Source organism: Acidobacteriota bacterium (assembly GCA_012729555.1).
In the GTDB taxonomy this organism is placed as follows: Bacteria; Acidobacteriota; UBA6911; order UBA6911; family UBA6911; genus UBA6911.
Map to the genome: position 1 here is coordinate 125,519 of JAAYCX010000040.1, position 25,680 is coordinate 151,198.

At 68.7% G+C, this 25,680-nt stretch carries 20 protein-coding genes and 1 tRNA gene; 17 read left to right on the top strand and 4 right to left on the bottom strand.

Annotated elements, in window-relative coordinates:
• Nucleotides 1-26 precede the first annotated feature (26 nt).
• Nucleotides 27-4,883, top strand: a complete 4,857-nt coding sequence (locus GXY47_08600) for a PAS domain-containing protein (protein NLV31203.1) — start codon at nucleotides 27-29, stop codon at nucleotides 4,881-4,883.
• A gap of 9 nt (nucleotides 4,884-4,892) precedes the next feature.
• Here GXY47_08600 and argF read toward each other — a convergent pair whose 3' ends face one another.
• Nucleotides 4,893-5,810 carry an ornithine carbamoyltransferase gene (argF, locus tag GXY47_08605; protein ID NLV31204.1) on the bottom strand — a complete coding sequence of 306 codons (918 nt, stop codon included), beginning with the start codon at nucleotides 5,808-5,810 and terminating at the stop codon, nucleotides 4,893-4,895.
• A 159-nt stretch (nucleotides 5,811-5,969) separates the two neighbouring features.
• Here argF and GXY47_08610 point away from each other — a divergent pair, with 159 nt between their 5' ends.
• Nucleotides 5,970-8,357: an endonuclease MutS2 gene (locus tag GXY47_08610; GenBank protein ID NLV31205.1), complete on the top strand. Its 2,388-nt coding sequence runs from the start codon at nucleotides 5,970-5,972 to the stop codon at nucleotides 8,355-8,357.
• A gap of 6 nt (nucleotides 8,358-8,363) precedes the next feature.
• Here GXY47_08610 and GXY47_08615 read toward each other — a convergent pair whose 3' ends face one another.
• Nucleotides 8,364-10,739, bottom strand: coding sequence for a PBP1A family penicillin-binding protein (locus tag GXY47_08615; protein NLV31206.1), 2,376 nt, complete (start codon nucleotides 10,737-10,739; stop codon nucleotides 8,364-8,366).
• Nucleotides 10,740-10,951: 212 nt separating this feature from the next.
• Between GXY47_08615 and nuoE the strand changes: the two genes are divergently transcribed.
• From nuoE to GXY47_08690, 15 genes are all read left to right on the top strand, one after another.
• Complete coding sequence (gene nuoE, locus GXY47_08620; GenBank protein NLV31207.1) at nucleotides 10,952-11,422, top strand: NADH-quinone oxidoreductase subunit NuoE; 471 nt, start codon at nucleotides 10,952-10,954, stop codon at nucleotides 11,420-11,422.
• A complete protein-coding gene (locus GXY47_08625) occupies nucleotides 11,422-11,928 on the top strand; it encodes an NADH-quinone oxidoreductase subunit J (GenBank protein ID NLV31208.1) in 507 nt (168 codons plus the stop codon). Before nuoE ends, GXY47_08625 begins: the two co-directional genes overlap by 1 nt.
• 1 nt (nucleotide 11,929) lies before the next feature.
• Nucleotides 11,930-12,232 carry an NADH-quinone oxidoreductase subunit NuoK gene (nuoK, locus tag GXY47_08630; protein ID NLV31209.1) on the top strand — a complete coding sequence of 101 codons (303 nt, stop codon included), beginning with the start codon at nucleotides 11,930-11,932 and terminating at the stop codon, nucleotides 12,230-12,232.
• 8 nt (nucleotides 12,233-12,240) lie between these two features.
• The gene (gene nuoL, locus GXY47_08635; GenBank protein ID NLV31210.1) at nucleotides 12,241-14,172 is read left to right on the top strand and encodes an NADH-quinone oxidoreductase subunit L; all 1,932 of its coding nucleotides are present in this window, start codon (nucleotides 12,241-12,243) and stop codon (nucleotides 14,170-14,172) included.
• Nucleotides 14,173-14,182: 10 nt separating this feature from the next.
• A complete protein-coding gene (locus GXY47_08640; protein ID NLV31211.1) occupies nucleotides 14,183-15,748 on the top strand; it encodes an NADH-quinone oxidoreductase subunit M in 1,566 nt (521 codons plus the stop codon).
• Nucleotides 15,745-17,190 carry an NADH-quinone oxidoreductase subunit N gene (locus GXY47_08645; GenBank protein NLV31212.1) on the top strand — a complete coding sequence of 482 codons (1,446 nt, stop codon included), beginning with the start codon at nucleotides 15,745-15,747 and terminating at the stop codon, nucleotides 17,188-17,190. Before GXY47_08640 ends, GXY47_08645 begins: the two co-directional genes overlap by 4 nt.
• A 24-nt stretch (nucleotides 17,191-17,214) precedes the next feature.
• Nucleotides 17,215-17,685: a transcription elongation factor GreA gene (locus GXY47_08650; GenBank protein ID NLV31213.1), complete on the top strand. Its 471-nt coding sequence runs from the start codon at nucleotides 17,215-17,217 to the stop codon at nucleotides 17,683-17,685.
• Nucleotides 17,686-17,764: 79 nt separating this feature from the next.
• The gene (locus tag GXY47_08655) at nucleotides 17,765-18,010 is read left to right on the top strand and encodes an AtpZ/AtpI family protein (protein ID NLV31214.1); all 246 of its coding nucleotides are present in this window, start codon (nucleotides 17,765-17,767) and stop codon (nucleotides 18,008-18,010) included.
• Nucleotides 18,007-18,402 carry a hypothetical protein gene (locus GXY47_08660; protein ID NLV31215.1) on the top strand — a complete coding sequence of 132 codons (396 nt, stop codon included), beginning with the start codon at nucleotides 18,007-18,009 and terminating at the stop codon, nucleotides 18,400-18,402. The genes GXY47_08655 and GXY47_08660 overlap by 4 nt, the downstream gene beginning before the upstream one ends.
• Nucleotides 18,403-18,442: 40 nt before the next feature.
• Nucleotides 18,443-19,342 carry a F0F1 ATP synthase subunit A gene (gene atpB / locus GXY47_08665; protein ID NLV31216.1) on the top strand — a complete coding sequence of 300 codons (900 nt, stop codon included), beginning with the start codon at nucleotides 18,443-18,445 and terminating at the stop codon, nucleotides 19,340-19,342.
• 37 nt (nucleotides 19,343-19,379) lie between these two features.
• Nucleotides 19,380-19,715, top strand: coding sequence for an ATP synthase F0 subunit C (locus tag GXY47_08670; GenBank protein ID NLV31217.1), 336 nt, complete (start codon nucleotides 19,380-19,382; stop codon nucleotides 19,713-19,715).
• Between the two features lie 12 nt (nucleotides 19,716-19,727).
• Entirely contained in the window at nucleotides 19,728-20,237 is a 510-nt protein-coding gene (gene atpF, locus GXY47_08675; protein NLV31218.1) for a F0F1 ATP synthase subunit B, read from the top strand.
• 87 nt (nucleotides 20,238-20,324) lie between these two features.
• Nucleotides 20,325-20,418: transfer RNA gene (locus tag GXY47_08680), tRNA-Ser, on the top strand.
• 512 nt (nucleotides 20,419-20,930) lie between these two features.
• Entirely contained in the window at nucleotides 20,931-21,374 is a 444-nt protein-coding gene (locus GXY47_08685; protein ID NLV31219.1) for a hypothetical protein, read from the top strand.
• Nucleotides 21,375-21,400: 26 nt separating this feature from the next.
• Complete coding sequence (locus GXY47_08690; GenBank protein ID NLV31220.1) at nucleotides 21,401-23,551, top strand: sulfatase-like hydrolase/transferase; 2,151 nt, start codon at nucleotides 21,401-21,403, stop codon at nucleotides 23,549-23,551.
• A gap of 28 nt (nucleotides 23,552-23,579) precedes the next feature.
• On the opposite strand, the gene GXY47_08695 is transcribed toward GXY47_08690, so the two are convergent.
• Nucleotides 23,580-24,194 (bottom strand): LysE family transporter, encoded by a 615-nt coding sequence (locus GXY47_08695; GenBank protein NLV31221.1) that lies wholly within the window; start codon nucleotides 24,192-24,194, stop codon nucleotides 23,580-23,582.
• A gap of 22 nt (nucleotides 24,195-24,216) precedes the next feature.
• The coding region (locus tag GXY47_08700; GenBank protein NLV31222.1) for a hypothetical protein at nucleotides 24,217-25,680 on the bottom strand (1,464 nt) is incomplete at its 5' end.

Consider the following 25,680-nt stretch of genomic DNA (forward strand, 5'->3'; position numbering starts at 1 on the left):
GAGCGGAGGCGCAGGCCGGGATCTTTATGAACGTACTCTATGTCAGCAGCGATGCGAGCGAAGAAGCCGCGCTCCGGCGGGAACTCGAACCCTTCTCCCCCGCCCCGGCGATTCACCCCTCTCCGGGGATCGAGGATGCCCGCACTCGCATGACCGTCGCCGGCGCCTTCGACGCGCTCCTGATCGACGGCTCCATCCCGCGCCCGGAAGCCGCCTTCCTGGCCGAGGGATTGAAGCGCGAAGGGAACCCGGCCGTCATCGTGGTCCTCACCCCGGAGACCGGGGACGAGGCCGCGGAGACCCTGCTCGGGGGATGCGTCGACCTCTTCGTTCCCAAACTCCCTGGATTCGGGGCCGTGTTGCACCAGGCTCTCCTGCAGGCGGCCGCGCGCCGGTCACCCGCCCCCCACCAGGCCCGGCACGTCAGGATCCTGTATGCGGGGGAACTGGAGCCCTTCCGACGGCATTTTGCCGACATGCCTTCCCTGATGATCCATCCGCTCCCGCAGGCGACCGACGGACCCCCGCAGACCGGGGACGCCGCGGGGGATCTCGTCGTCATCGATTGTCCCGGGGAGAGCGCGGCCGCGGCGAAGGCGATCACGGACGCCGTGCGGGACTACCCGCGGATCCCCGTCATCGCCCTGACGGAACCGGGGGACGAAGCCGCGGCGATCGCGGCCCTCAACGCCGGGGCCGCCGACTCCATCCCCCGGACCGGACAGTTCCCCCGGAGGCTCCTGGCATCCGTGGAAAAAGCCGTCCGCATGGGCCGGCTGGCGCGCGAAAAGGAGGCGCTCAAAAAACAGGGGGAACGGCTGCGCCTCATCGTGGAGACCGTTCCCGTGGGGGTCGCGCTGGTCGCCCCCGACGGCTCCTTCCTGGCGGTGAACCGCACCGGGCTCGAACGGATAGGGGCGCACCGAAGCGACCAGGTCATCGGCAAGAACCTCCTTCACCTCGTCCCCCCCCAGGAGCGGGAAGCGGTGCAGAAGTTCCTGGCCACGGTGGGCGCATGGTCCAGCGCTTCCATCAGCCTGAAGTGGAAGGGTATCGACGGGTCGATTCCGGGAGTGGACCTCCGGGCCATCCCCCTGAGGCGCAGTCCCGGCAGCGCCGCGTCGGTCCTGGCCACCCTTCACCCCCCCCGCTCCCTCGAAGGGGACGCCGGCGCCGAAGCGGGGATCCTGAAGAAGTACGAGGATCTGACCACGACGCTGCGCACCTACGAGGTGCGCTTCCGCGAACTCCAGGAAAAGAGCCGCTTCAAGTTCACCCGTTGGGAAACGGCCCTGCGCCTGGCCGAGTCGCAGAAGAAGGCGTCCGAACAGCAGCAGGCCAGGCTCCAGGCGGCGGTGGAGGAGGCCGAGGCGCGGGTGCGGCACCTCGAAGAGGAACACGACGCCCAGCGCGAGCGCTGGGAACGATCCCAACGGGAATTGAGGGAGCGATCGGAGCGGCTCGAGGCGGCCGCGGCCGAGCTGGAGTCCACCCGGGCGCAGTTGTCCGCTGTCCAGGGGGACGGCCAGGGGCGGCTGGAGGAGGAACGGCGCGATATCGAGCGGCGGCGGGCCGAGGCTGACGCCGCGCTGGCAGAGGTCTCGGACCTGCTCGAGAAGGAAAAGGCGCAGCACCGGCAGCAGCTGGAGGAGATGGAGCAGACGCTCCGGGAAGCGGAACGCCATCAGAACGAACTGGCGGCGGCGCTGGAGGAAACCGGCGCGAGGCACGAGCGCCAGGACGAGGCGCTCCGGGCCGAACTGGCCGCAGCGGGCGAGAGCCGTGCCGGACTCGAGCGCCGGCTCGAAGAAACGCTGGCCGAGCGCGCCGCGCTCGAAGAGTCGCTCCGCGCCGAGCTGGCCGCAGCGGGCGAGAGCCGCGCCGGACTCGAGCGCCGGCTCGAAGAAACCCTGGCCGAGCGCTCGACGCTCGAGCAGTCGCTCCGGGCCGAGCTGGCCGCAGCGGGCGAGAGCCGCGCCGGACTCGAACGCAAACTCGACGAAACCCTGGCCGAGCGCTCGACGCTCGAGCAGTCGCTCCGGGCCGAGCTGGCCGCAGCGGGCGAGAGCCGCGCCGGACTCGAGCGCCGGCTCGAAGAAACCCTGGCCGAGCGCTCGACGCTCGAGCAGTCGCTCCGGGCCGAGCTGGCCGCAGCGGCCGAGAGCCGCGCCGGACTCGAGCGCCGGCTCGAAGAAACCCTGGCCGAGCGCGCCGCGCTCGAAGAGTCGCTCCGGGCCGAGCTGGCCGCAGCGGCCGAGAGCCGCGCCGCACTCGAGCGCCGGCTCGAAGAAACCCTGGCCGAGCGCTCGACGCTCGAGCAGTCGCTCCGGGCCGAGCTGGCCGCAGCGGGCGAGAGCCGCGCCGGGCTCGAGCGCCGGCTCGAAGAAACCCTGGCCGAGCGCGCGGCGCTCGAGGAGTCGCTCCGGGCCGAACTGGCCGCGCGGGACGAGAGCCGCGACGACCTCCGGCTCAGGATCGAGGAGACCGAAGCTCGCCTTCGCAGGCAGGAGGAGGAGTACCGGGCGGAACTGGCCGCGCGGGACGAGAGCCGCGCCGGGCTCCAGCGCAAGCTGGAGGAAACGGAAAACTCCTGGCTGGCCCTGGAGGCGGCGCTCGAGGAGACGGAAGCGCGTTTGTCCGGACTGACCGCTGCCCACGGGGAGCTGCAGGAGCGCCACCGCGGCGCCGACGACACGAGGGCTTCCCTCGAGTCCGCCCTCCGGATGCAGGGGGCGCGCTATGCCGCTCTCTGCGAAAGGAGCGGCGCGGACCGTGCGTGGCAGGAGCTCGCCGCCATGGACCTGGAGCGCAGGCACCTGGCCGCCGAAGAGCAGAGGGCGCCGCTCGAGGCGGCGCTTCGCGAGGCGGATGCGCGGATCCGGGAACTGACCGAAAAATATATCGCCGAACGCCGAGAACAGGAGCGGCGCGAGAAGGAACTCCGGGAGCATCACCAGGCGGCAAAAGCCCGGGTCGGCGACCTCGAGGCCGCGCTGGCCGAGGGAGAATCCCGGGCGCGGGAGCTCGCCGCCGCCCGCGAGGGCGAGCGCTCCGAATTGCAGCGGTCGCTCATCGCGCTCGAGGCCCGGTACGCGGAGGCGGAAAGCCTGCTCGAGGCGCGCCAGCGCGAGCTCGGGGAGGCGGCGGCCCGCCTGGCGGCGCTCGGCGAGCAGCACGCGTCCGAACGGGCCCGCCTGACAGCCGAACTCGCCGAACTCGACCGGAAATTCCAGGCGGCCGAAAAGCAGCGGATCTCGCTCCAGACGGCCCTGGCCGATTCGGAATCGCGGGCCGCGGCCATGAAGGAGCGCCACGACGCGGAGCAGGAGCGGCGGGGGATCGAGCGCGCGGATCTCGAGCTCCGGATCCGGGAAGGGGAAAAGCAGCTGGCCGGGCTGCATACGGCCCTGGCCGGCGCGCAGTCCGCCCTGTCCCAGCTCGCGGAAAAACACCGGACGGAGATCTCCCAGTACGAATTCGCGCAGAAGAAGGCCGAACAGAAGTTCCAGACCGCCGAAAAGCAGCGCGGCACCCTGGCGGAGAGCCTCCGGGAGGTCGAGACCCGGCTGGCCGATCTGACCGGGAGATACCAGACCGAGCAGGCCGCGTGGCAGTCGGCGCGGGCGGAAATGGAGCGCAGGCTCGAGGAGGGGGAAAAGGCGCACGCGGCCGCGGTGCAGAACACCGTCCGTGAAGCGGAAGCGCGCCTGGCCTGGATTTCCGAACAGAACCAGTCCAAGGCCGTGCAGTTGGAGCAGGCGCAGAAGCGGCTCGAGGAGCTGCAATCGGAGAACCGGACCCTGGCCCGGGAAGGCTCCCACTGCCGCCGGGGCTACCAGCGCCTGTCCCGGTTCACCCCGGCCGGAATCGTCCGCGCCACCCGCGGGGGGCAGGTCGTGGAATGCAACGATATCGCGGCCCGGATGTTCGGCTATCCGAACGCCCAGGCGGCGCTGTCCCGGCCGGACGGGAGCCCCTTCCGGATCTACGCCTTTGAAGGCGCCCTGGCCGCCCGCCTCGACGAGGAGGGGAGCCTCGAGGGGATCGAGTGGACGGCCCTGGGGAAGGAGGGGAAGCCGGTCCGCGTCCGGGAAAATGCCGCGCTCGTCGAGGCCTCGGACGGGGAAACGCCGCTGGTGGAGCGCATCCTCACCGACATCTCCGATGCCCACGGGCTGGGGGAGGAAATCCGCCGCATCCAGTCCGCGGGGGATCTCGCGGCAGCGACGGTGACGAGCTTCAGGGAGCTCTGCGCTTCCCTGGCCGAGGCCGGGGAGCGCCTCCTGCAGGCGGCCGGGGACGCCGAAGAGGTGCGACGCCTCGCGGACTCCCTCGCCCGGGACGCGGGCCGGGGGATCCGGCACGCGGGCCAGTTCCTGTCGCTCGCGCGGAGGGACGATCGCTCCCCCGACCTCCTCGACTTCAACGAGATCCTGACGGGAAACGACCGCCTGCTCCACAGCCTGATCGGGACCGATATCGAACTCGAGATGGACCTCGCGCCCCGCCCCGGGCTGGTCTGGGCCGACCGCAACGAGGTGACCCAGCTCATCGGCAACCTGATGGCCAACGCGCGCGAGGCGCTCCCGCTCGGGGGGCTCGTCACCATCGAGACCCGGAACGTCGAGGTGGCCGGCCCCGACCCGGAAATCCCCCCCGAACTCCGTCCCGGGATATACGTGCGCCTGGTCTTCAGCACCGACGGCTGCGCGGTTCAGCCGGAACGGCGCCACTCGTCCATCCGCGCGATCGCCGGGCGCATGGGCGGGTGCCTGAAGAGCACCAACGATCCCAGGACCGGCAATATCCACACCGTCTATATCCCGCGCGTGGAAGGGGCCATCGCCGGCGCCGGGCGGGAAGCCGGCTCGGTGGGAGCCTGATCCGACGGGTCAGGCCATCAGCGCGAGCAGGACGGCCTTCTGGGCATGCAGGCGGTTCTCCGCCTGCTGGAACACGACGGAGTGGCCGGAGTCGATGACGCCGTCGCTCACTTCCTCTCCCCGGTGGGCCGGGAGGCAGTGCATGAAGACGTAATCCTCCCTCGCGTGGGCGACCAGAGCGTCGTCGACCTGGTAGAGCCGAAAATCCCTTTTCCTTTGCTCCGCCTCGGCCTCCATCCCCATGCTGGTCCAGACGTCGGTGTACACGACATCGGCGTCCCTGACCGCGGCGACCGGGTCTTCGAGGATCTCCACCCGGGCGCCTGTGGCGCCCGCGTGCTCCGCCGCCCACCGGATCACCCCCGCGTCGGGGGCGTACCCCGGCGGATGCGCCACGGTGATGTGCGCGCCGAGGCGGACGGCCCCGAAGACGAGGGAATGGGCCACGTTGTTGCCGTCGCCGACATAGGCGATCCGGATCCCCTCGAGCCGCCCCTTCACCTCCCGGATCGTCAGATAATCGGCCATCGCCTGGCAGGGATGGCAGAAATCGGTGAGGCCGTTGATTACGGGGATGGAGGCTTCCTCGGCCATCTCCACGGCCGTCTCGTGCCGGAAGGTGCGGATCATGATCCCGTCCACCATGCGCTCGAGGTTCTTGGCGACATCACGCACCGATTCCCTTTTCCCCAGGTTGATCTCCGCAGGAGTCAGCACGAGCGAGTATCCCCCCAGCTGGTGAATGCCGACCTCGAAGGAAACGCGCGTCCTGAGCGACGGTTTTTCCAGGATCAGGGCCAGGGCCTTCCCTTCGAGCCCCCTGCGGTATTTTCCCGGGTCCGCCTTGATCGCGGCGGCCTCGTCGAGCAGGGCGAGCAGGTCCTCCGCCGACCAGTCCCGAATGGCGATAAAGTCCTTAGGTCTCATAGTCGTCCCATCCATCCCCATTATCCACGGGGGTTCAGGTTCATAACTCTATCGGAAAACGCGCCGTCGGGCCACCCTAATATCCGGGGCGGACGGGGCAAAATCGCGCTTCTGGAAAAATGCGCCGGAGCGTAAGATGCTGGGGACTGCGGGGGTCGCATGGACGAACGGACACTGGACACACTCGAACTCGGGGCGCTGATCGCCCTGGCCGCCCGGCACGTGCAGACGCCCTCCGGCCGGAAGCGGCTGGAGGGCCTGCGCCCGTCCGCCGACCGGGACGAAATCGCCGCGGCGCTCGACCTCACCGCCGAGTGCGCGGGGTTTCTCGCCGCGAGCGGCCGGTTCGGCCTGGCGGGGGTCGAGGATCTCGACCCGGTGATGGAGCGGCTCCACATCGAGGGGACGGCGCTCGAACCGCGGCAGATCCTCGCGCTCGAGAGGCTCCTCTCCGCCGGCAGGGGGCTCCGGGAATCGATCCGCGCCGCCGCGGCCCCGGGCCTCTTCCCCATCCTGGGGCGCATGGCGGCCGGGATCCCGGACACCCGCCCGTTGCTCGAGGAGATCCACGGCAAGATCCTGCCCAGCGGCGAAATCGACGACGGCGCCAGCCCCGGGCTCCGGGCCGTCCGCAGGGAGATCGCCGAACGCCGGCACCGCATCCAGCGCACCCTCGAATCGATCCTGCGCGCCTCCCCGCAGGCGGTCCAGGAGGACATCATCACCTTCCGCAACGGCCGCTTCGTCATCCCGGTCCGGACCGATTCGCGCACCCGGGTCCCCGGCGTCATGCACGGGCTCTCCTCCAGCGGGCAGACCACCTTCGTGGAACCGATGTCCGTCATCGACCAGAACAACGACCTCGTCCGCCTCCAGGAGGAGGAGGCGATCGAAATCGCCCGCATCCTCCGCGCCCTGACCGACCTCCTCCGGCAGAGCGCCGGTTCGCTGCGCGCCCTCCTCGAGCTGGTCACCGAGCTGGATGTCGCCCAGGCGAGAGCCCTCTTCGCCGAGGAGTTCGAGTGCGTCGCGCCGCGGATCTCGGAAGACGGGACCTGCCAACTGGCCGACGCGCGCCACCCGGTACTCGAGCACTCCCTGCGCCGCGCGGGGGGGGCCCCGGTCCCCATTTCGCTCGAACTGGACGGGGAGCACAACGTGCTGGTGATCAGCGGCCCGAACGCCGGGGGGAAAACGGTCGCGCTCAAGACCGCGGGGCTCCTTTCGCTGATGGCGCAGATGGGGTTTCACGTCCCGGCGCGCGCCGCACGGCTGCCGGTGTTCAGGCAGGTTTTCGCCGACATCGGCGACCACCAGTCGATCGCCGCCAACCTCTCGACCTTTACGGCCCACATGCGCAACATCGCGGAAGCGGCCGGCCGGCTGGCGCCCCCGGCCCTCGTGCTGCTCGACGAAGTCGGCACCGGGACCGACCCGGACGAAGGGGCGGCCCTGGCGATCGCCATCGTGGACCACTTCCGCCGGAGCGGGGCCGTCACGATCGCCTCCACGCACTACCCCCGGCTGAAGATGTGGGCGGAGCAGACGCCGGGGGTGGAGAACGCCTCGGTCGAATTCGACGAGCGCACCCTGCGTCCCACCTACCGGCTGATCCTGGGAACCGCGGGGGCCTCCTCCGGCATCGAAATCGCCCGCAGGATGAAGCTCCCCGAGGAGATCGCGGCCGCCGCCTCCGCCCTCATCGAGCCCGATCACGCGCGGGCGCGGGAATATCTCCGCAGGCTGAAGGAGACGCTGGACGAACAGGAGTCGCTCGGCAAGGCGCTCGTCGAGGAGCGCGCGGCGGTCGCCGAAAAGTATGCTTCCCTCGAGCGGGATTTCGCCCGGAAGGAACGGGAGCGCGGATCGGAGTTCAGGGCCGCCCTCGAGCGCGTGGTCGAGGATTTCCAGAAGGAGAGCGAGGGCGCCCTGCGCGCGATCAAGGACCGCGCCGATGCTTCCCGCGCGCGCCGGGCGGCCGAGGGCGAGGCCGCGCGCCTGCGCCGCCGGGCCGGGCGCGTGACCGCGGCGGCGGCGAGTCCCGCGGAGGCGGGGGCGGGTTCGGCGCAAGGGGGGACGCCTGCCGCGGAAGGAGGGGGGGAGATCGGCCCGGGGGACCGCGTACGCGTTCTCGCGCTCGACCGGGAGGGGGTGGTGGAGGGGATCCAGGGGGAGACCTACGTCGTCGCGATCGGAGCCCTGCGCTATCGTTCCGAGCGCGGGGGGCTCCTGCGGCTCGGCCCGGGATTGCCGCCGGAGAGGGCCGCCTGGCAGGCGGCCCCGGCGGAGGAGGCCCCGGCCCCCGCCCTGGAACTCAAGGTGATCGGGCTCACGGCCGACGAGGCCCTGGACCGGGTCGACCGGTTCATGGACCAGGCTGTCGTGGCGGGGCTGGAAACCGTCCGCATCATCCACGGGCACGGCAAGGGGATTTTGCGCCGGGCGGTCGCGGAGTACCTTTCTTCGCACCCCCGGGTGCAGGGATTCAGGCTCGCCCCCCCCGAGGCGGGGGGGGGCGGCGCCACCATCGTCGAGCTGTGCCGGTGACCCGGGTCAGAAGAGATCGCCCATCCATGAGAACGGCCGCAGCAGCCGGTCCATGGTACTGGTCCCGTGCAGGGAGCAGAACTCGGTGGGCTCGGTGCCGGCGATGAAGACCTCCCGCCGCACCACGGGGCACTCGGGCTGGGCCAGCATCAGGCTGTCGGCGTCGAGGCTCACCTCCACCACCCCCTCGGGCCGCTCGAACGACCGGGCGTCGGAAAAACCGGGCAAGGACACCGCCCGCTTCATGAACTCCCCCCAGATCGGGCCCGCAGAATGGGCCCCGGAGAGCCGGAGTTCCCGGTTGTCGTCAAACCCCACCCAGACGACCGTCAGCAGGTTGGTCGTGTAGCCCGCGAACCACCCGTCGTGGGACGTCCCGGTCTTCCCCGCCGCGGGCACGCGCAACCCGCGGCGCCTCACCCCCGCCCCGGTGCCGCGGTCGATGACGTCCTCCATCATGTCGGTCACGAGATAGGCCACGCGCGGGTCCAGGACCGACCGACGCCGGTAGGGGTTCTCGTGGATGGAGTCCCCCGCCGCGTTGCGGACGCTCCTCAGATAGATCGGCTCGCAGGCCGAACCGTAATTCGCCAGCGGGGTGTAACCCCGGGCCACCTCGAGCGGGCTCAGTTCGTAGGCGCCCAGGGCCATGGCCGGCGTGGGCCTGATGTCGGCGGGGAGCCCCATCCTCCTCGCGAACCGCGCCACGGGACCGTACCCCACCTCCGCGGCCAGCTTGACGGTGGCGACGTTGAGCGAATGCACCAGCGCGTCGCGCACGGTGACGGGGCCGAGGTATTCGCCGCCGTAGTTGTCGGGCCTGTACTCCTTGCCATCGAAGTAGAAAACGGTGGGCTCGTCCACTATCTGCGAAATGGGGGTCCAGAGCCTCCCCTCATCGGTCAGGGCGCTTTCCAGAGCGGCCGCGTACACGAACGGCTTGAAGACGCTCCCGGGCTGGCGCCGCGTCAGGCAGTGGTTGAGCTGGCTCGAGGCGTAGTCCCGCCCCCCCACCAGCGCCTTGACTTCGCCCGTGTGCGGGTCGAGGGCCACCAGGGCGACCTGCGGCAGGAGGACCTTTTCCCCCTTCTCCCTCAGGCGGGCGTAGGTCTTCTCGAGCTGGGCGTCGACGTTGGCGAGCCCCCATTCCACGGCCTCCATGGCCGCCCGCTGCAGATCCGAATCGAGCGTGGTGTAGATCCGGTACCGCTGTGCGCCGAGGGAGTCCTCGGAAAACCTGTCGAGCAGGTCGTCCTTGACCATGTCGACAAAATGGCCCGAGGGACTCGCGCCGTAGGTCCCCCGCACCAGCCCGAGCGGAAGGCCCCGGGCCGACCGGGCAGCCTCGGCCGTGATCACCCCGGCGTCCTTCATCTTCACCAGGACCCGGTCGCGCGCCTCCGCCCCCCTCTCGGGCCGGCGCTCGGCGGAGGAATACCGGTTGGGCGCGTGGATGATCCCGGCCAGGAAAGCGTACTGGGCCAGGTTGAGCTCCCGCAGGTCCCTGCCGAAATAGGCCTGGGCCGCCTCCCCGAAACCGTGGATGGCGTAGCTGCCGCGGTTGCCCAGGTAGACCTCGTTGGCGTAAAGCTCGAAGATCTTTTCCTTGCTGAACCGGTGCTCGAGGACCAGGGCCATCAGGGTCTCCCGGGCCTTGCGCCGCCACTGCCGCTTGGTGGAAAAGAAGAAGCTGCGCGCGACCTGCATCGTGATGGTACTGGCCCCCTGCGCCTTTTCCCCGCGCCGGATGTCGGTCCACGCCGCCCCGATCACCCTGACGGGATCAAACCCGGGGTGCTCGAAGAAACGCCGGTCCTCGGCGCAGAGCACCGCCTGGAGCAGGATGGGGGGGAACTCCCCGTAGCTCATCGGCCGGCGCTTTTCCCGGTTCCGGCCGAAGAGGCCGGTGATCAGCTCCGGTTCGATTTCGGCCGACATCAGCCTCTCCCCGCTGTCGAGCGAGCGCAGCTGGGAAATGCCCCCCCCCGAGAAATCGACGCTGAGCGCGTTCCTGCCGTTGAAATAGGAATCGGCCGACGGCCGGATCTGGATGGAGGTGTCGGTCGCCACGATCCGGCCGGCGCTATCCTCATCCGCGGCCATGGAGTAGCCCGAGGCCTTGAGGTACGCGATCAGTTCCTCCTGCGATACGCTTTCGCCGACCCAGATCCGCCGGGGGGCGGTGAAGATGCGCGACTCGGCCCCGAGCCTCTTCCCCGAGAGCCGCTCGTCGATCATGCCCGAATAGCGGTGATAGCATCCCGCCGCCCCCCCGAAAAGCAGGAGAAGCAGGAGGGCGGCCACGCCCGCCACGATCTTCCGGGCGGGGTGGAAGAGGGAACGGATTTTTCCATTTGCGGGGGACATCGGGACTTTCTTCATGGACGGCCTCTGGTCGGACCCTAAATATAATCACAGCCCCCGCCCGACCGCAACGGCTGTTCGGGGCGGCAGGGACCCGGGGGGAGCGCCGCGGCGAGAGAAATGGCTTGACAGCCCCGGAACCCGTCTACTAAGATCCATGTACGGCCTGTGGTTACAAATATATATTTCGCAGATGTTTGTGGCCATTCAAAATTTTCCGGGTGGATCGAATGCAGGGACTTTCGCCATCGGCGCGGCTCAGGATCGAGGAACTGTCGGCCAGATACCCCCGGAAACGGTCCGCCCTGATCCCCTCGCTTCAGATCGCCCAGGAGGAAGCGGGATACATCTCCGAGGAGATCATGGTCGAAATCGCCCGCATGATGGAGTTGTCGCCCAACGAGGTCCGGGAGGTTGTCAGCTTCTACTCCCTGCTCCACCAGAAACCGGTGGGCCGGTACGTTATCCAGGTGTGCACCAACATCTCCTGCCAGTTGTGCGACGCCGAGGGAATCCTCCGCCACCTCCGCCGCAGGCTGGGAGTCGGACCGGGGGAAACGACCCCGGACATGAAATACACGCTCCTGGAAGTGGAATGCCTGGGATCCTGCGGTACGAGCCCCGTCATGCAGGTCAACGACGAGTACCACGAAAATCTCACGCCGGAAAAAATCGATTGCATCCTGGACGGCCTGCCCTAATGGAGACCCTGGTTTTTTACCTGTTCGGCGGAATCGCCCTGCTCGCCGCCGTGAGCGTGGTGGCGCAGAAGAGGGTCTTCTATTCCGCCCTTTCGCTCATCCTCTGCCTCGGCTCGGTCGCCGTCCTCTTCCTCGCGCTGGAGGCGCCCTTTATCGCCGCCGTCCAGATCATCGTCTACGCGGGCGCCATCATGGTGATGGTTCTTTTCGTCATCATGATGCTGGACCCGTTTTCGGCCGCCGCCGCGCGGGACAAGCGCCGGCGCCTGACCTGCCTGGCCGCCGCGCTGGGACTCGTGGCCCTCGTCGTGATGTTCACCCTGATGCGGGCGCACGATCCGGCGGCGCTCCCCGTCGACGCGGGCGGGGTCCCGCTCGCCGCGGCCCCGGTCAGCCGGCTGGGTCAGCTGCTCTTCACCCGGTTCCTGATCCCCTTCGAGGCCACGTCGATCCTGATCCTGGTCGCCATCATGGGCGTCGTCGTGCTGGCCCGGAAGCGATCGTGAGATGGAGACCATGAACCCCTACCTCGTCCTCAGCCTTCTCCTCTTTCTCGTGGGGACCACGGGCTTCATCGTCAAGAAGAACGTCCTGGCGATGTTCCTGTGTGTCGAGCTGATGCTCAACGCCGCGAACCTCGCCTTCGTCGCCTTCGCACGCGACCTCGGCCATCTCCAGGGGCAGATCTTCGTCTTCCTGGTCATGGTCGTGGCGGCGGCCGAGGCCGCCGTGGGCCTCGCGATCATGATCGTCCTCTACCGTCGGCGCCAGACCCTGAACCCGGACGATGCGGACACCATGAAAGGTTAAGGGCGCACATGATGACCGAACTCCTCTGGCTCCTACCGCTCGTTCCCCTGGCCGGCGCGGCCGCCACCGGCCTCCTCGGGCGGCGGCTCCCGAAGCGGGCCGTGACGCTCGTGGCCTGCGGCGCCTCGGGCGCCGCCTTCGTCCTGGCCCTGGCCGCGTTCCTGGAACTGCTCTCCCTGGCCCCCGGGGACCGGCGCATCGAGCGGGAGCTGTTCACCTGGATCGCGGCGGGCGATTTCACGGCGAAGGCCGCCCTCCTGCTCGACCCGCTGTCGGCCGTCATGACGCTGGTGGTCACGGGCGTCGGCTTCATCATCCACATCTATTCGATCGGCTACATGCGGGCCCAAGAGGGGTACTATCGCTTCTTCGCCTACATGAACCTCTTTCTCTTCTCGATGCTGGTCCTGGTCCTGGCCGGCAACTTCCTCCTGATGTTCGTCGGGTGGGAGGGGGTCGGCCTCTGCTCCTACCTCCTGATCGGCTATGACTTCCACCGGCCCGCGGCGGCCGATGCCGGGAAGAAGGCCTTCATCGTCAACCGGATCGGCGATTTCGGGTTCATCCTCGGAATCCTCCTGGTCTTTCTGACCTTCGGGGACCTCGGTTTCGGCCGGGTGTTCGGGGAAATCGCGGCGGCCCCCTCGCGCTTTCCCCCCGAGGCCGGGATCGGCGTCCTGACCGCCATCGCCCTGCTGCTCTTCGTGGGCGCCATGGGCAAGAGCGCCCAGATTCCGCTCCATGTCTGGCTCCCCGACGCCATGGAGGGGCCGACGCCCGTCAGCGCGCTGATCCACGCCGCGACCATGGTCACGGCGGGGGTCTACATGGTCGTCCGCTGCGCCCCCCTGTTCAGCCGCGCCCCCGTCGCCCTCGACGTCGTCCTCGTCGTCGGCTCCGCCACCGCCCTCATGGCCGCCACGATCGGGCTCGCGCAGACGGACATCAAGCGGGTGCTCGCCTATTCGACCGTCAGCCAGCTCGGGTTCATGTTCATGGCCGCGGGGGCGGGCGCCTTTTCGGCCGGCATCTTCCACCTGATGACGCACGCCTTCTTCAAGGCCCTCCTCTTCCTCGGGGCCGGGAGCGTGATCCACGCCCTGGCGGGCGAACAGGACCTCCGGCGCATGGGGGGGCTCCGCCGCCGCATCCCGGTCACCTTCTGGACGATGCTCGTGGCCGCGCTGGCCATCAGCGGCATCTTTCCGCTGGCGGGGTTCTTCAGCAAGGACGAGATCCTATGGGCGGCCTGGGCCGGCGGCCACCCCGCCGTCTGGATCCTCGGCCTGCTGACGGCGGGCCTGACCGGCCTGTACATGTTCCGGCTGATCTTTCTCGCGTTTTTCGGCGAGCCGCGGCACGCGGAAGGGGCGCACCCGCACGAGTCCCCCCCCAGCATGACCGGGCCCCTGGTGGCGCTCGCGCTCCTGTCCGCCGCGGGGGGCTTCATCGGGCTCCCCGCCTGGCTCGGGGCCAACCGGTTCGCCCGCTTCCTGGAGCCCTCCCTTTCCCTGGCCCACCGGGGGGAGGCGCCCCATTTTTCCCACGCCCTGGAGTTCGCCTTCGCGGCGCTGTCGGTCGCGGTGGCGCTGGCCGGCATCTTCGCCGCGCACCGGATCTACCTCGCGCGCCCCGGGGCGGCGGGCCGGATCGCCGCCCGCTGGGGCGCCATCCACCGCCTGCTCCGGGACAGGTACCGTTTCGACGAGTTCTATGACCGGGCCGTCGTCCGCCCGCTGCTCGGCCTCTCGGAGCGGACGCTCTGGCTGCGGGTGGACGTCGGGGTGATCGACCGCTGTGTCAACGGCGCGGGCTCGTCGATGGTGAGCCTCGGCGCCCTTCTCAGGGGGATGCAGAACGGCCTGATCCGGAGTTACGCCGCCTGGATCGTTGCGGGGATGGCGGCGGTCCTCCTCTACCTGTCACTGCTGCGGAGCTGAAAGAGCGCTTATGGATGTCCCGTTCATCCTTTCCTGGATCACCTACCTGCCGGCCGCCTGCGCGCTGTTGCTGTTCGCCCTCCCGCGCGGATCCGGCCGGGCGCTGCGGTGGGTCGCCCTCTCGGGTTCCCTGGCCGCGTTCGTCCTCTCGCTCCACCTGGTGTTCCATTTCGACGCGTCCTCGGCCCGGATGCAGTTCGAGGAATCCGTCTCCTGGATCCGTTTCCCGGCCTTCGGGATCCGCCACCATCTCGGCGTCGACGGCATCAGCCTCTTTCTGGTGCTCCTCACGACCTTTTTGACCCCCCTGGTGCTCCTCTCCGCCTGGAGATCGGTCACGCGGCGGGTCCGGTCGTTCCTCGCCTGTATCCTCCTGCTCGAAACCGGCATGATCGGCGTCTTCTGCGCGCTCGACCTGGTGCTCTTCTACGTGTTCTGGGAGGTCATGCTGATCCCGATGTACTTCCTGATCGGGATCTGGGGGGGGGAGCGGCGGCTCTACGCGGCGGTCAAGTTCATCCTCTACACCATGGCCGGGTCGCTCCTGATGCTGGTCGGGATCCTGTACCTCTTCTTCGCCGCGGGGGGGGACACCTTCAGCCTGGCCGAACTCGCCGCCCGGCTGGAATCGGGGGAGCTCGGGTGGACCTCCCGCGAGGAGCTCTGGCTCTTCCTGGCGTTCGGTCTCGCCTTCGCCATCAAGGTCCCCCTCTTCCCCCTGCACACCTGGCTCCCGGACGCCCACGTGGAGGCGCCGACGGCGGGATCGGTCATCCTGGCGGGAGTGCTGCTGAAGATGGGGACCTACGGCCTACTCCGCTTCTGCCTCCCGCTCTTCCCCGGCGCCGCCCTGGCCCTCGCGCCCGCCGTCTCGGTCCTCGCCATCATCGGCATCCTCTACGGCGCCCTGGTCGCCATGGTGCAGCCCGACCTGAAGAAGCTGGTGGCCTACTCCTCGGTCAGCCACATGGGGCTGGTGGTTCTCGGCATCTTCACCTTCACCACCCCGGGGCTCGAAGGGGCCCTCGTCCAGATGGTGGGTCACGGCCTGTCGACGGGCGCGCTGTTTCTGCTGGTCGGGATGCTGTACGAGCGCCGGCACACGCGCCGGATCGCCGACTTCGGCGGCGTCGCGCACACGAGCCCGGTGCTGGCCGCGGCGTTTCTGGTGGTGACGCTGTCGTCGATCGCGCTCCCCGGCCTGAACGGGTTCGTGGGGGAGGTCCTGATCCTGGTGGGGAGTTTCAGCCGCAGCAAGACCTTCGGGACGCTGGCGGCCCTGGGCATGGTGCTGGGGGCCGTCTACATGCTCCGGATGTACCAGCGGGTCTTCTGGGGACCCAGGAACCCGGCCAATACGGGCATGGGCGACATCGGGACCCGGGAAAGGATCCTCCTGCTGCCCATCCTCCTCCTGATGCTCTGGATCGGCGTCTACCCCCCGCCGTTCCTCAGGCGCATGGACGCGTCCGTCGCCGGGGTCCTCCGGCGGGTGGAAAGCGCGCGGGCGCCGGGGGGGAGTTATCGCGTGGACTTCATCGACACCCGCAGCACGCCGGGCGAAGAGACGAAATGACCCTTGACGAACTGTTCCTCCTGATTCCGCAGTTGATCCTCCTCGCGGCCGCCGCCGCGCTGATGCTGATGCAGCCGTTCGGCCGGGCGGCGAGCCGGCGGCGCCTGGGGCTGGTCACCGTGGCGGCCGTGGCCGCCGCCGCCTACGCCCTGCAGCTGCAGTGGGGGCTCACACCGCGCTCCATCGGGGGAGGGATGATCCGGATCGACGGCTTCAGCCTCTTTTTCCAGTGGCTGTTCCTCGTCATCGCGGGGCTCTCGGCCGTCCTCTCCGCCGACTTCAACCGGCGGGAGGGGATCGACCGCGGGGAGTATTACGCCCTGCTGCTCACGGCGTGCTCCGGCATGTCGCTCGCGGCCATGAGCGAAGACCTGATCCTGACCTTCATCGGGATCGAGATCCTCTCCCTCTCCACCTACATCCTCGCCGGGTTCAAGCGCCGCGACATCGCATCGGGGGAATCGTCGCTCAAGTACTTCCTCCTCGGCTCCTTCGCCACCGCCATCCTCCTCTACGGAATCGCCCTGGTGTACGGCGCCACGGGCAGCACCGGGTACCAGGCCATCCGCGCCTCGGCCGCCCTCGAGGGGGGAATCCCGGCGCTCCTGGTTGCGGGGCTGGGGCTGCTCCTGGTGGGAGTCGGTTTCAAGATCGGCCTGGTCCCCTTCCACTCCTGGATCCCCGACGTCTATGAAGGCGCGCCCAGTCCCGTCACCGCCTTCATGGCCGTGGGGCCCAAGGCTGCGGGAATCGCCGCCCTGTTGCGCATCCTGGCCGAGGCGCTCCCCGGCCTGGCGCCCGACTGGGCCCCCATCCTCTGGCTGCTGGCCGTCCTGACCATGACCCTGGGGAACGCGGCGGCCCTCGTCCAGTCGAACATCAAGCGGATGCTGGCCTATTCCGCGATCGCGCAGGCGGGGTACATCCTCGTGGGTGTCGTGGTCCACACCCGGGAAGGGTTCACGGCCGCCCTCTTCTACCTCGTCGTCTACACGGTCATGAGCCTGGTGGCGTTCGGCGTGGTCCTCTCCCTGAGCGGCCGGGGGGACCGCCGCGTGCACCTGGACGACTACGCCGGCCTGGGACGCCGGGCGCCCTGGGCTGCGGCCGCAATGGGCATCACCCTGCTGGCCCTGGCCGGGATCCCGCTGACGGGCGGGTTCATGGGGAAATTCTACCTCTTCGGCTCCGCCGTCAAGGAGGGGTTTGTCGGCCTTGCCGTCATCGCGGTGCTCAACAGCGTCCTCTCCGTCTATTACTATTTCCGGGTCCTGGTCTACATGTACATGAAGGAAGCCCCGGAGGGGGCGGCGGACACCGACCCGGTCAGCCGTCCGGTAGCGGCCGTCCTCGCCATCGGCGTCCTCCTCATTCTCTGGCTCGGCGTCAGCCCCGACCGGTTTCTTGCCCTTGCCGGTTACTCCAGTCTCGGCCTAAAATAGTCATCCCTTCATTTGGAGTCTGTAATGATCGATATTCGCAAGAAATTGCAGGAAGACCTCAACGCCATCGAACGCGAACTGCGGGTCGACCTGCCGAAGGAAATCCTGAAGGCGCGCGAGCACGGAGACCTGAGCGAAAACGCGGAATACAAGGCGGCCAAGGAGAGGCAGTCCTACCTGGAGGGGAGAAAATCCCAACTGCAGCAAAGGCTTGCGTCTCTGTCGCTGGTGAACCTGGACAAGATCCCGACCGACCGCGCGGCCTACGGCTCCCGGGTGGTGCTTTACGACTATGAAACCGAAAGGGAGGTCGAATACCGGCTGGTCACCCCGGAGGAATCGGACATCTCCCGCGGGAGGATCAGCATCACCTCCCCGATCGGCCGGAGCCTGGTGGGAAAGGGGGTGGGCGACCCCATCGAAATCGTAACCCCTTCCGGAACAAAGGATTACGAAATGCGGGGGCTGAAGACGATCCACGAGGCCGAGGAGTAGGCCCCTGGCGGGCGGGTTTCCGCCATTGAGCTTCAAGTGAAGTCTTTGCTATAATTCGCCCTTTTTGGGTGCGGGAAAGATGCCCGACAAGGAAAACGGGGGGTTCCTGGCGCGGTCCCTGAGGGTCATGCAGGAAAATATCCGCCGCTCGGGACCGGCCGCCGGGGCCGGGTACACCCTCCTGGGGGCGATAGTGCTGCTGGGCGGCATCGGATACGGCCTGGACGCCTGGCGCGGCACCTCCCCCTGGTTCCTGCTCGGCGGGCTGCTGCTCGGCCTGGCCGTCGGTTTCCTTGAACTGGCAAAAGTCATCTGGCGCCGATGAAACTCGTCTGGTGGATGGTGGGGGGATCGGTCGTCGCGGCGGCCGCGGCGTCGCTCGCGCCGGTCAGTCCGCGGGCGATCTGGCTCGGAATGCTCGGGCCGCTCGCGGCCGCGGTGGTATCCTGGCTCCTGATGCTCGGGCGGTACCGGAAACAACCGCGTGGCATGACGCGCCTGCTGGTGCAGGCGTTTGCGGCCAAGATGGTTTTTTTCGCGATCTACGTCATCGTCGCGCTTGGGGTCGCCCGGGTGGAACCGGTCCCCTTCGCCGTCAGTTTCGCGGGGTTTTACCTCGCCCTGCACGGCGCGGAAGCGGCCGGGCTGTATCGGCTCCAGGCGCGCGGGCTCCGGCAGGCGGAGGCGTCTGTGCGGGGCCCCTTGAAAAACGGGTAGGCAACGGACCATGTGGCAGACAGCGGAAGCAGAGGGACATGTGGAAGCGGCGGCAGCCGGGGGTTTCGACGCCGGCGAGACCATCATCCACCATATCGCCAACAACGCGGAGCACCCGATCCTGCACCTTCCCCCGGTTTTCGGGATCGACCTGTCGATCAGCAAGCATGTGCTGATGCTGTGGCTGGTCGCCCTGGTCGTCTTCACCCTCGTCACCTGGATCGTGCGCCGCCGCCTCGCGCGGGGGCCGGTCCCCTCCGGGGCGGGCAACGCCCTGGAAGCCGTCGTGGAGTATATCCGCGACTCCATCGTCCGGCCCAACGTGGGCGAGCGGTGGGTGGGCACCTGGGCCCCATTGATCCTGACCCTCTTCGCCTTCATCTTCACCGCCAACATCATCGGCCTGATCCCCGTCTTCGAGGTATTCACCCTCCTCAACCACTGGGTGCTGCACGCCGGGGCGGACTCGGTGTTCGGGCGCGCGCTCCACGGCGGGACCACGGCCACGGCCAACTTCAACGTGACGGTGGGCCTGGCCCTCATCACCTTCTTCGCCATCATCATCGCCGGGACGAAGGCCCACGGGTTCATCAACCACTGCAAGAACATCGTGCCCCGCGGCATGCCGTGGCCCATCTACCTCCTCCTGGTCCCGATCGAAGTGCTGAGCATGTTCGTCAAGCCCTTCACCCTGACCATGCGACTCGCGGCCAACATGACGGGCGGGCACATCGGCATCCTGGCCGTTCTGTCGCTCGTGTTCCTGTTCACCGAGATGATGAAGAACGCCATGGTCGGCATCGGCATCGGTCTTGCCGTCTCGGTACCGCTGGCCGTCGCCATCACCGGGCTCGAACTGATCGTGGTCCTGGTCCAGGCGTACGTGTTCACCCTGCTCTCGGCCGTATTCATCGGGATGGTCATCCATGTGCATCATTAAACCGGTTCAACCGAACGTTCATCGAAAGGACACCAGAATGAAGAAGACAGGCATTTTCCGCGGCGCCCTGCTCGCGGCCTTCCTGCTGGCCGCGCTCGCCTTCGTGGCCGCCCCCGTCTACGCCCAGGACGGCGGGGCCCCGGCCGTAGTCCCCGTGTGGCACTACTTCGGCGCCGCCCTCGGGCTGGGCCTCATCGTCATCGGCGCCGCCCTCGGCATCGGCAAGTTCGCGGCGGCCGCCGCGGAGAGCATCGCCCGGCAGCCCGCGGCCGCCGCCCAGATCAGCGGCGCCGTCAACCTCCCGCTCTTCCTGCTGGAAGGGGTCGCCATCATCGCCGAGGTCTTCGTGCTCCTCATCGTGCTGCTGAAGTAGGGGAAGCGCGCTATGAACAATCCCCTGGTTCAACCCGATCCCGGCCTGGCCATCTGGACCATCGTCACCTTCCTGGTGCTCCTCTGGCTGCTCGCCCGCTTCGCCTGGCGCCCGCTGCTGCGGGCGCTGGACTCGCGGCAGGAGACCATCCGGAAATCGCTCGAGGACGCCCGGAAGGCGCGCGAGGAGATGGAGGCGCTCGGCGAGGAGTCCCGCCGCATCCTCCGCCAGGCGCACGCCGACGCCGAGGCGATCGTCGCCGGCAGCCGCGCCGAGGCCGAGAAGCTGCGCGAGGAGATCCGGCTGAAGGCGCGCGAGGACGCCGAGGCCGTCGTCCGGGAGTCCCGGCTCCGGATCGAGACCGAGACCGCCCGCGCGCTCCGCGAGGTCCGGGGCGAGATCGCGGATCTCTCGATCGAGATCGCCTCCAAGCTGATCGGGCGCAACTTCACCAAGGAAGACCAGAGCGCGCTGATCGAGGAAACCCTCAGGGAGATCGAAGCCGGGCCCCGCCCGTCCTGACGGGCCGCGGGGGCACGGCCCCCGCGCGCTCCCGCCGAATAGTGTTTGGCGCGGCGCGCGATTTTTGGTAGGCTTTGCCAGCGACACGGAGAGGTACCGAAGTGGTCGTACCGGGCTCGACTCGAAATCGAGTTACCCCCTAATCCGGGGTACGTGGGTTCGAATCCCACCCTCTCCGCCAACCGCTTCTTTATCAACCACACCCTTTAATCCTGCTTTTCCTTTCCAACTGCTTTCAGGCCGTCTCTGCTGGCCGCGTGACCCATTTTGGGACCACCTTTTGCATCCAGCGCTTCGCGGAGCTCCGCTTGTTGAGGGTGAGCGTTCGGATGATCATCCCGGCCACCCTGCCGCCTACACCTACCGGAGTGCCGCCCCCCCGGCAGGACTCGCCGTCTCGAATCCGGGTCCAAACCGCAGTGTGCCCGCCCTGCCTGAATTATAATGAAAACTGATCGGGGCTTCTGTTATCATAAGGCAAAGAAGTTGCGCCGATACGACGGAACAGCAGCGGTCAGCAGTCAACGCTCCTCGCAGTCGCTGAGGGGGAAGCCATGCGCGATACCGCCCCGGATCCATCAACGCCCGCACCCGGCACGGCCGGCAAGGCTGCCGTGGCCTTCGAGTTCCAGGCAGGACCCCGGGGTGTACCCCAGTCGCGGCCATGACGGAAGGAAATGGAAAGGAGGCTGTATGCGCTATATAAAGGAAGCGGGCTCGGAGCGCGAGATCGGCACCTTTGAACTCGCCGCCGCGATGCCCGAGGTGCACTGCCCGGAGGCGCGCGAGACCGTCTTCGCTCTCGCCGAGGATACGGTGAGGCAGTGGATGGTCGATCGCGCGGTGGATAACAAGCCCTTTCTGGCCGGCTGGATGACGAGCGTCGATTTCCTGCACGCGCTGCCGCTGGCCCCGCAGCTGGCGGAGGCCGATTCCGACCCGGTGGCCCTTTTCTGGGGCCACACCGGCATGCCGTACAACACGAACCTCACCGACACCCAGGTCGTCGAATGTCTCGAGGACCTGGCCTCGGCCCTGGGCGAAGCGCTGGGCCATCCGATAGTCTACGTCATCTTCGCCGGCAGGGTGTGGAAGATGAAATTCGATCCGGCGGCGACCATCGCCTGCGCGAGCTGAGCCGGACCCGGGGGAATGCGGGCGCCATGATGCGTTTCCTGGAATGCTGCGCTCTGACGGCCCTGCTTTCGGTCTTCTGGACAGGATGCGGTTCCCCGTCGGGCCCGAAAACGCCGGCCAACCGGGCTCCGACGGCGGTCAACCCGGGACCCCAGACCGGGCTCACCGGCGAGTGGGCGAGCCTCGGGATCTCCGCCCGCGACCCCGACGGAGACATCCTGAGCTTTTCGGCGACCGGCCTGCCTGCCGGGATTTCGATGGTTTCCGCCACCGGCCGGATCTCCGGCGTCTACACCGCCGCCGGGAATTATGCGGTGGCGGTGACCGTCAGCGACGGGAGAACCTCCACCCGGGTGGAATTTGCCTGGGTCGTGACCGCGCCCCCCAACCGTCCTCCCACCGCCCGGGCGCAGACGGTGTTCGTCGACTACGGTTCGGCGCAGGCGATCGCGCTTTCGGGCGACGACCCCGACGGCGATCCCCTGCTCTACACCATCATGGCCGGCCCTGAAAGCGGGGGCCTGACCGGCACGCCGCCCGACGTGACCTACACACCCGGCCCCGGGTTTTCCGGGACCGACACTCTCCGCTTCACCGTCCGGGACGGGGAATACGAGAGCCAACCGGCCGAGGTCGCGATCGTGGTCCGTCCCGAGGGGGTTTCATCGCCCAACATCCTCCTGGTGCTCCTGGACGACGTCGGGATGGACACCACGACCGCGATGCACCCCGGCCTGATCGAGAACCTCACGGCGCTGTACGGGCCCGCGGGCCACAACCACCCCTACTACCGCCGCATCGCCGGCCGCCCTGCGTCGACGCCGACGCTCGACACCCTGGCGCGCCGGGGGATCGCCTTCACCCATACCTGGGTGCAGCCCTACTGCTCGCCCACGCGCGCCTCGATCCTGACGGGGCTCTCCGCCGCCAGGACGCAGGTTCTCGACTACACGGACCCCCTTTCGCCCACCCACGAGACCTTCGTCCGCATCCTCCGCGACGAGGCCGGCTACAGCACGGCCGTTTTCGGCAAGTGGCACCTGGCGGGGCTGGGGTACTACCCGGGGATGAAACCGAAACAGGCGGGGTTCGATCTCTTCCTGGGCAACCTCAGCGGCGCGCTCGACAACTACTGGAGCTACGACTACCAGATCCAGGACGAGGCGACGCCCCCCTACCAGTGGCGCACCGAAGAGGCGCCCTCCCGTTCGCTCCCCGGCATCGGCTCGACGACCTACGCCCCGGTCGTCAAGGTCGCCGACGCCATCGACTGGATCACCGCGCGGGAAGAGGCCGCCCCGAACAAACCCTGGTTCGCCTGGCTCGCCTTCAACCTGTCGCACATCGCCGCCGCGGCGCCCGTGACGATCGTGCCCGATTACGACACCCTGGACGAGGCCACCCGGGAGGAGATCCTCGCCTGCGGCGGCGTCTTCGGCACGGGGGAGATCGGATCCTGCCCGGCCGCCGCCCTCAACCGCGCGATGACCAACTCCCTCGATACCGTGCTCGGAAAACTGCTCGAGGCCGTCGACGCGATCGACCCGTTCACCTACATCCTCGCCATCGGCGACAACGGCACGCCGATGTACGGCCAGCCCGCGCTCAATTTCATCGACAACATGTACATCACCCGCGCCGGCCGCGCCAAGGGGACGGCCTACGAAAGCGGCGTGCGCGTCTCGCTGGCCGTGCGCGGACCGGGGATCGCCGCCGCGAGCGAAAACGGGGCGGCCGTCCACGGCCTCGACCTTTTCGCCACGATCCTCGACCTGGCGGGAGCCCGCGTACCCCTGACCGTCCCGAACGGCCGGGGAGACGGCTACGTCGCGCCCGATTCGGTCTCGCTCGCGCCCATCCTCTTCGCCGGGGCGGCCGCCGTACGCCACCCGGACCAGGGCGCCGTGATCTCGGAAACGGTCAACCCGCTGGCGGGCGACACGCGGCAGGCGGCCGCGAAAAACGCCGTCTACAAGCTCCTCTGCACGGAGGACACGCAGACGGCCCACTGCGCCTTCTACGACCTGGTCGACGACCCGCTCGAGGAGTACCCTTTGCCGAAGCCCTCCAGCTGCCTCAATTTCAGCAACGGGACCTGGACGCCGGCGGACCGCGAGTGGCACTTCTGCAGCCTCCAGCAGGCGCTCGCCACGCGGTCGTTCCTCGGCGCGCCGTAGAGCACCCGCCGTCGATCCTTCCGGCGGCCTAGCCCCGCAGCTGCCCGAGGGCCGCGGCGATCTGGTAGAGGCCGAAACCGGCGAGCGCGGCGGCCGACACGCCGACCAGCGCGCGCCGGGTGCCGGCGCCGAGCCGGCCGACCAGGCCGAAAGCCAGGATGAGGGCGGCGGTGGTCAGGACCAGGGTGCCGTAAAAGGCGGCCAGGATCGCGACCCCCGCCACGGGTTTCACCTTCCAGGCCTGGAGCAGCAGCGGCCCCATGACCAGGCTCCACTGCAGGTAGGGGTTGGGGTTGAGCAGGTTGATCGCCACCGCCTTCCCGTAGGTCTCCGCCGGCGACGCCGCGGCCGCGGGCGAGTCCCCCCCTTCCCCAAGCGACCTCGCCGCCCGCCACGCCAGGTAGAGGAGAAAGGGGCCGCCCGCCAGCCGGAGCGCGATCGCGGCCCCGTCGGGGACCGCCCGGAGCACGAGCAGCACCAGCGCCACGATCGGCAGGTCGCTGACCAGAAACACGGTGGCCAGGGGAAGGGCGCGCCTCCAGCCGTCGATCAGCGTCCGGGTGACCAGGAAGAGCTGCGTCGGCCCCGGCTGGACCGCGGCCGCAAAGCCCATGGTGATGCCGAGCAGAAATTGCAGGGGCATGGTCGCTCGAAACTCCCCGGTTTCAGAGCCCTTCGGTGGCGTGAGAGAGCGAATCGATGAAGACCCCGAAGAGCGCCTCGTCGGCGCCCTGGGCCTTTTCCAGGGTGCCCGGCGCGATCCGGATCCCGTCATCTCCCCCGACGGTGAACCAGCGGCGGGCGACCGGGGTCTGGTCCCACCAGTCGTAGGTCACTTCGTAGGCGCCCTCGGGGAGCGCCAGCTTGACGTACCCGTTCGGTTTCAGGGTGTCCGAATCGCACGACAGGTGGTCCTTCGCGCGCATGACGCCGTACTCCGTCGGCACCAGGTAGTCCCAGTCGCCCGGCAGATGCGTCGCCCCGTGGCCCGTCTGAAACCAGTCGAAGGAGCGCAGCCTGGGGATGATGTAATACACGCCGTCCTGCTCCGCCGCATCGTACTTGACCGAAACGGAGCCGTCCTTGCGGATGAACAGCCTCTGGTTCGTTACCGGGATCAGGACGGTCCCCCACCCGGCCTGCGCCCCCCCCTCCTTGACCAGCGGGACGCGCCGCGTCTTGGGCATATAGATCTGGGGCTCCCTGAATATGTAAGGGGCCGCGAAGGGCTGGAGGAACACATCCGCCGGCAGGTGCCACGATGCCTGGTCGACGACGTTGCCCACCATCCCCGGGTTCGTGACGCCCGGCACGCCCTCCCCGAAGGTGGCGTCGAAATCGACCCACTGGCCGTCCACGTTGGCCACGGTCAGGGAGTGCCCCCCCTGGACCGAAACCGCCGCGGGAATACCGGCGGTGCGCAGCGCGTAGCTCAGCAGGTGGGCCGACTGCTCGCAATACCCCTTGTCGATGCCCATGAGGTCGGCGATCGTTTCGGGACATTGGAAGGTCAGGTCGTAGTCCGCCTTCCCCTTGACCCAGGCGGCCAGCGCGTAGGCCTTGTCATACTCCAGGGTGAGTCCCCCGGTCAGCTCCGCAACCTTATCCACCAGGGGCGGGTACACCCTGATGGTCGGATCGCTCCAGGGGTCGCCGAGGAGGACCGAAGGATCGTCGGGGAAAACGAAGTTGTGAACGCCCGGAACGCCGCCGCAGTCGGAGTCGAGGGCCCAGTCGTTGCATTCCAGGGGGCAGACGGAGTCGCCCGACTGGCACTTCTGCAGGGCCACGCCGCAGACCCCGGGCACGCCCCCTCCGCCGCAGGTCTCGGGAAGGACGCAGGTTTCGGCGCACGCGTTGTCCTTGACGCACCCCGTCCTCGGGTCTCCGGCGTAGCCGGGAGGACAGGGCCCGCAGGTGCACTCGCCGACGGTGTTCATGCAGGTGGTCAACGGATCGCAGCCGCCGTTGTCCGCGAGGCAGTCATTGACATCGATGCAGCCGGAGGCGCCCGACCCCGCATACCCCGCGGGACAGGCGCTGCACGTCCGCCCGCCCGGCGTGTTGGTGCAGGAGGTCAGCGGGTCGCAGCCGCCGTTGTCCGCCAGGCACTCGTCGATGTCCACGCA

Excerpts from the sequence above, each read along its gene's own strand:
- GXY47_08655 (NLV31214.1), top strand. The coding sequence starts at position 17,765 with ATGCCCGACAAGGAAAACGGGGGGTTCCTGGCGCGGTCCCTGAGGGTC.
- nuoE (NLV31207.1), top strand. The coding sequence starts at position 10,952 with ATGCAGGGACTTTCGCCATCGGCGCGGCTCAGGATCGAGGAACTGTCG.
- GXY47_08660 (NLV31215.1), top strand. The coding sequence starts at position 18,007 with ATGAAACTCGTCTGGTGGATGGTGGGGGGATCGGTCGTCGCGGCGGCC.
- GXY47_08640 (NLV31211.1), top strand. The coding sequence starts at position 14,183 with ATGGATGTCCCGTTCATCCTTTCCTGGATCACCTACCTGCCGGCCGCC.
- GXY47_08645 (NLV31212.1), top strand. The coding sequence starts at position 15,745 with ATGACCCTTGACGAACTGTTCCTCCTGATTCCGCAGTTGATCCTCCTC.
- GXY47_08685 (NLV31219.1), top strand. The coding sequence starts at position 20,931 with ATGCGCTATATAAAGGAAGCGGGCTCGGAGCGCGAGATCGGCACCTTT.
- GXY47_08600 (NLV31203.1), top strand. The coding sequence starts at position 27 with ATGAACGTACTCTATGTCAGCAGCGATGCGAGCGAAGAAGCCGCGCTC.
- GXY47_08625 (NLV31208.1), top strand. The coding sequence starts at position 11,422 with ATGGAGACCCTGGTTTTTTACCTGTTCGGCGGAATCGCCCTGCTCGCC.
- GXY47_08610 (NLV31205.1), top strand. The coding sequence starts at position 5,970 with ATGGACGAACGGACACTGGACACACTCGAACTCGGGGCGCTGATCGCC.
- argF (NLV31204.1), bottom strand. The coding sequence starts at position 5,810 with ATGAGACCTAAGGACTTTATCGCCATTCGGGACTGGTCGGCGGAGGAC.
- GXY47_08695 (NLV31221.1), bottom strand. The coding sequence starts at position 24,194 with ATGCCCCTGCAATTTCTGCTCGGCATCACCATGGGCTTTGCGGCCGCG.
- atpF (NLV31218.1), top strand. The coding sequence starts at position 19,728 with ATGAACAATCCCCTGGTTCAACCCGATCCCGGCCTGGCCATCTGGACC.
- GXY47_08690 (NLV31220.1), top strand. The coding sequence starts at position 21,401 with ATGATGCGTTTCCTGGAATGCTGCGCTCTGACGGCCCTGCTTTCGGTC.
- nuoL (NLV31210.1), top strand. The coding sequence starts at position 12,241 with ATGATGACCGAACTCCTCTGGCTCCTACCGCTCGTTCCCCTGGCCGGC.
- GXY47_08670 (NLV31217.1), top strand. The coding sequence starts at position 19,380 with ATGAAGAAGACAGGCATTTTCCGCGGCGCCCTGCTCGCGGCCTTCCTG.
- nuoK (NLV31209.1), top strand. The coding sequence starts at position 11,930 with ATGGAGACCATGAACCCCTACCTCGTCCTCAGCCTTCTCCTCTTTCTC.
- GXY47_08650 (NLV31213.1), top strand. The coding sequence starts at position 17,215 with ATGATCGATATTCGCAAGAAATTGCAGGAAGACCTCAACGCCATCGAA.
- GXY47_08615 (NLV31206.1), bottom strand. The coding sequence starts at position 10,739 with ATGAAGAAAGTCCCGATGTCCCCCGCAAATGGAAAAATCCGTTCCCTC.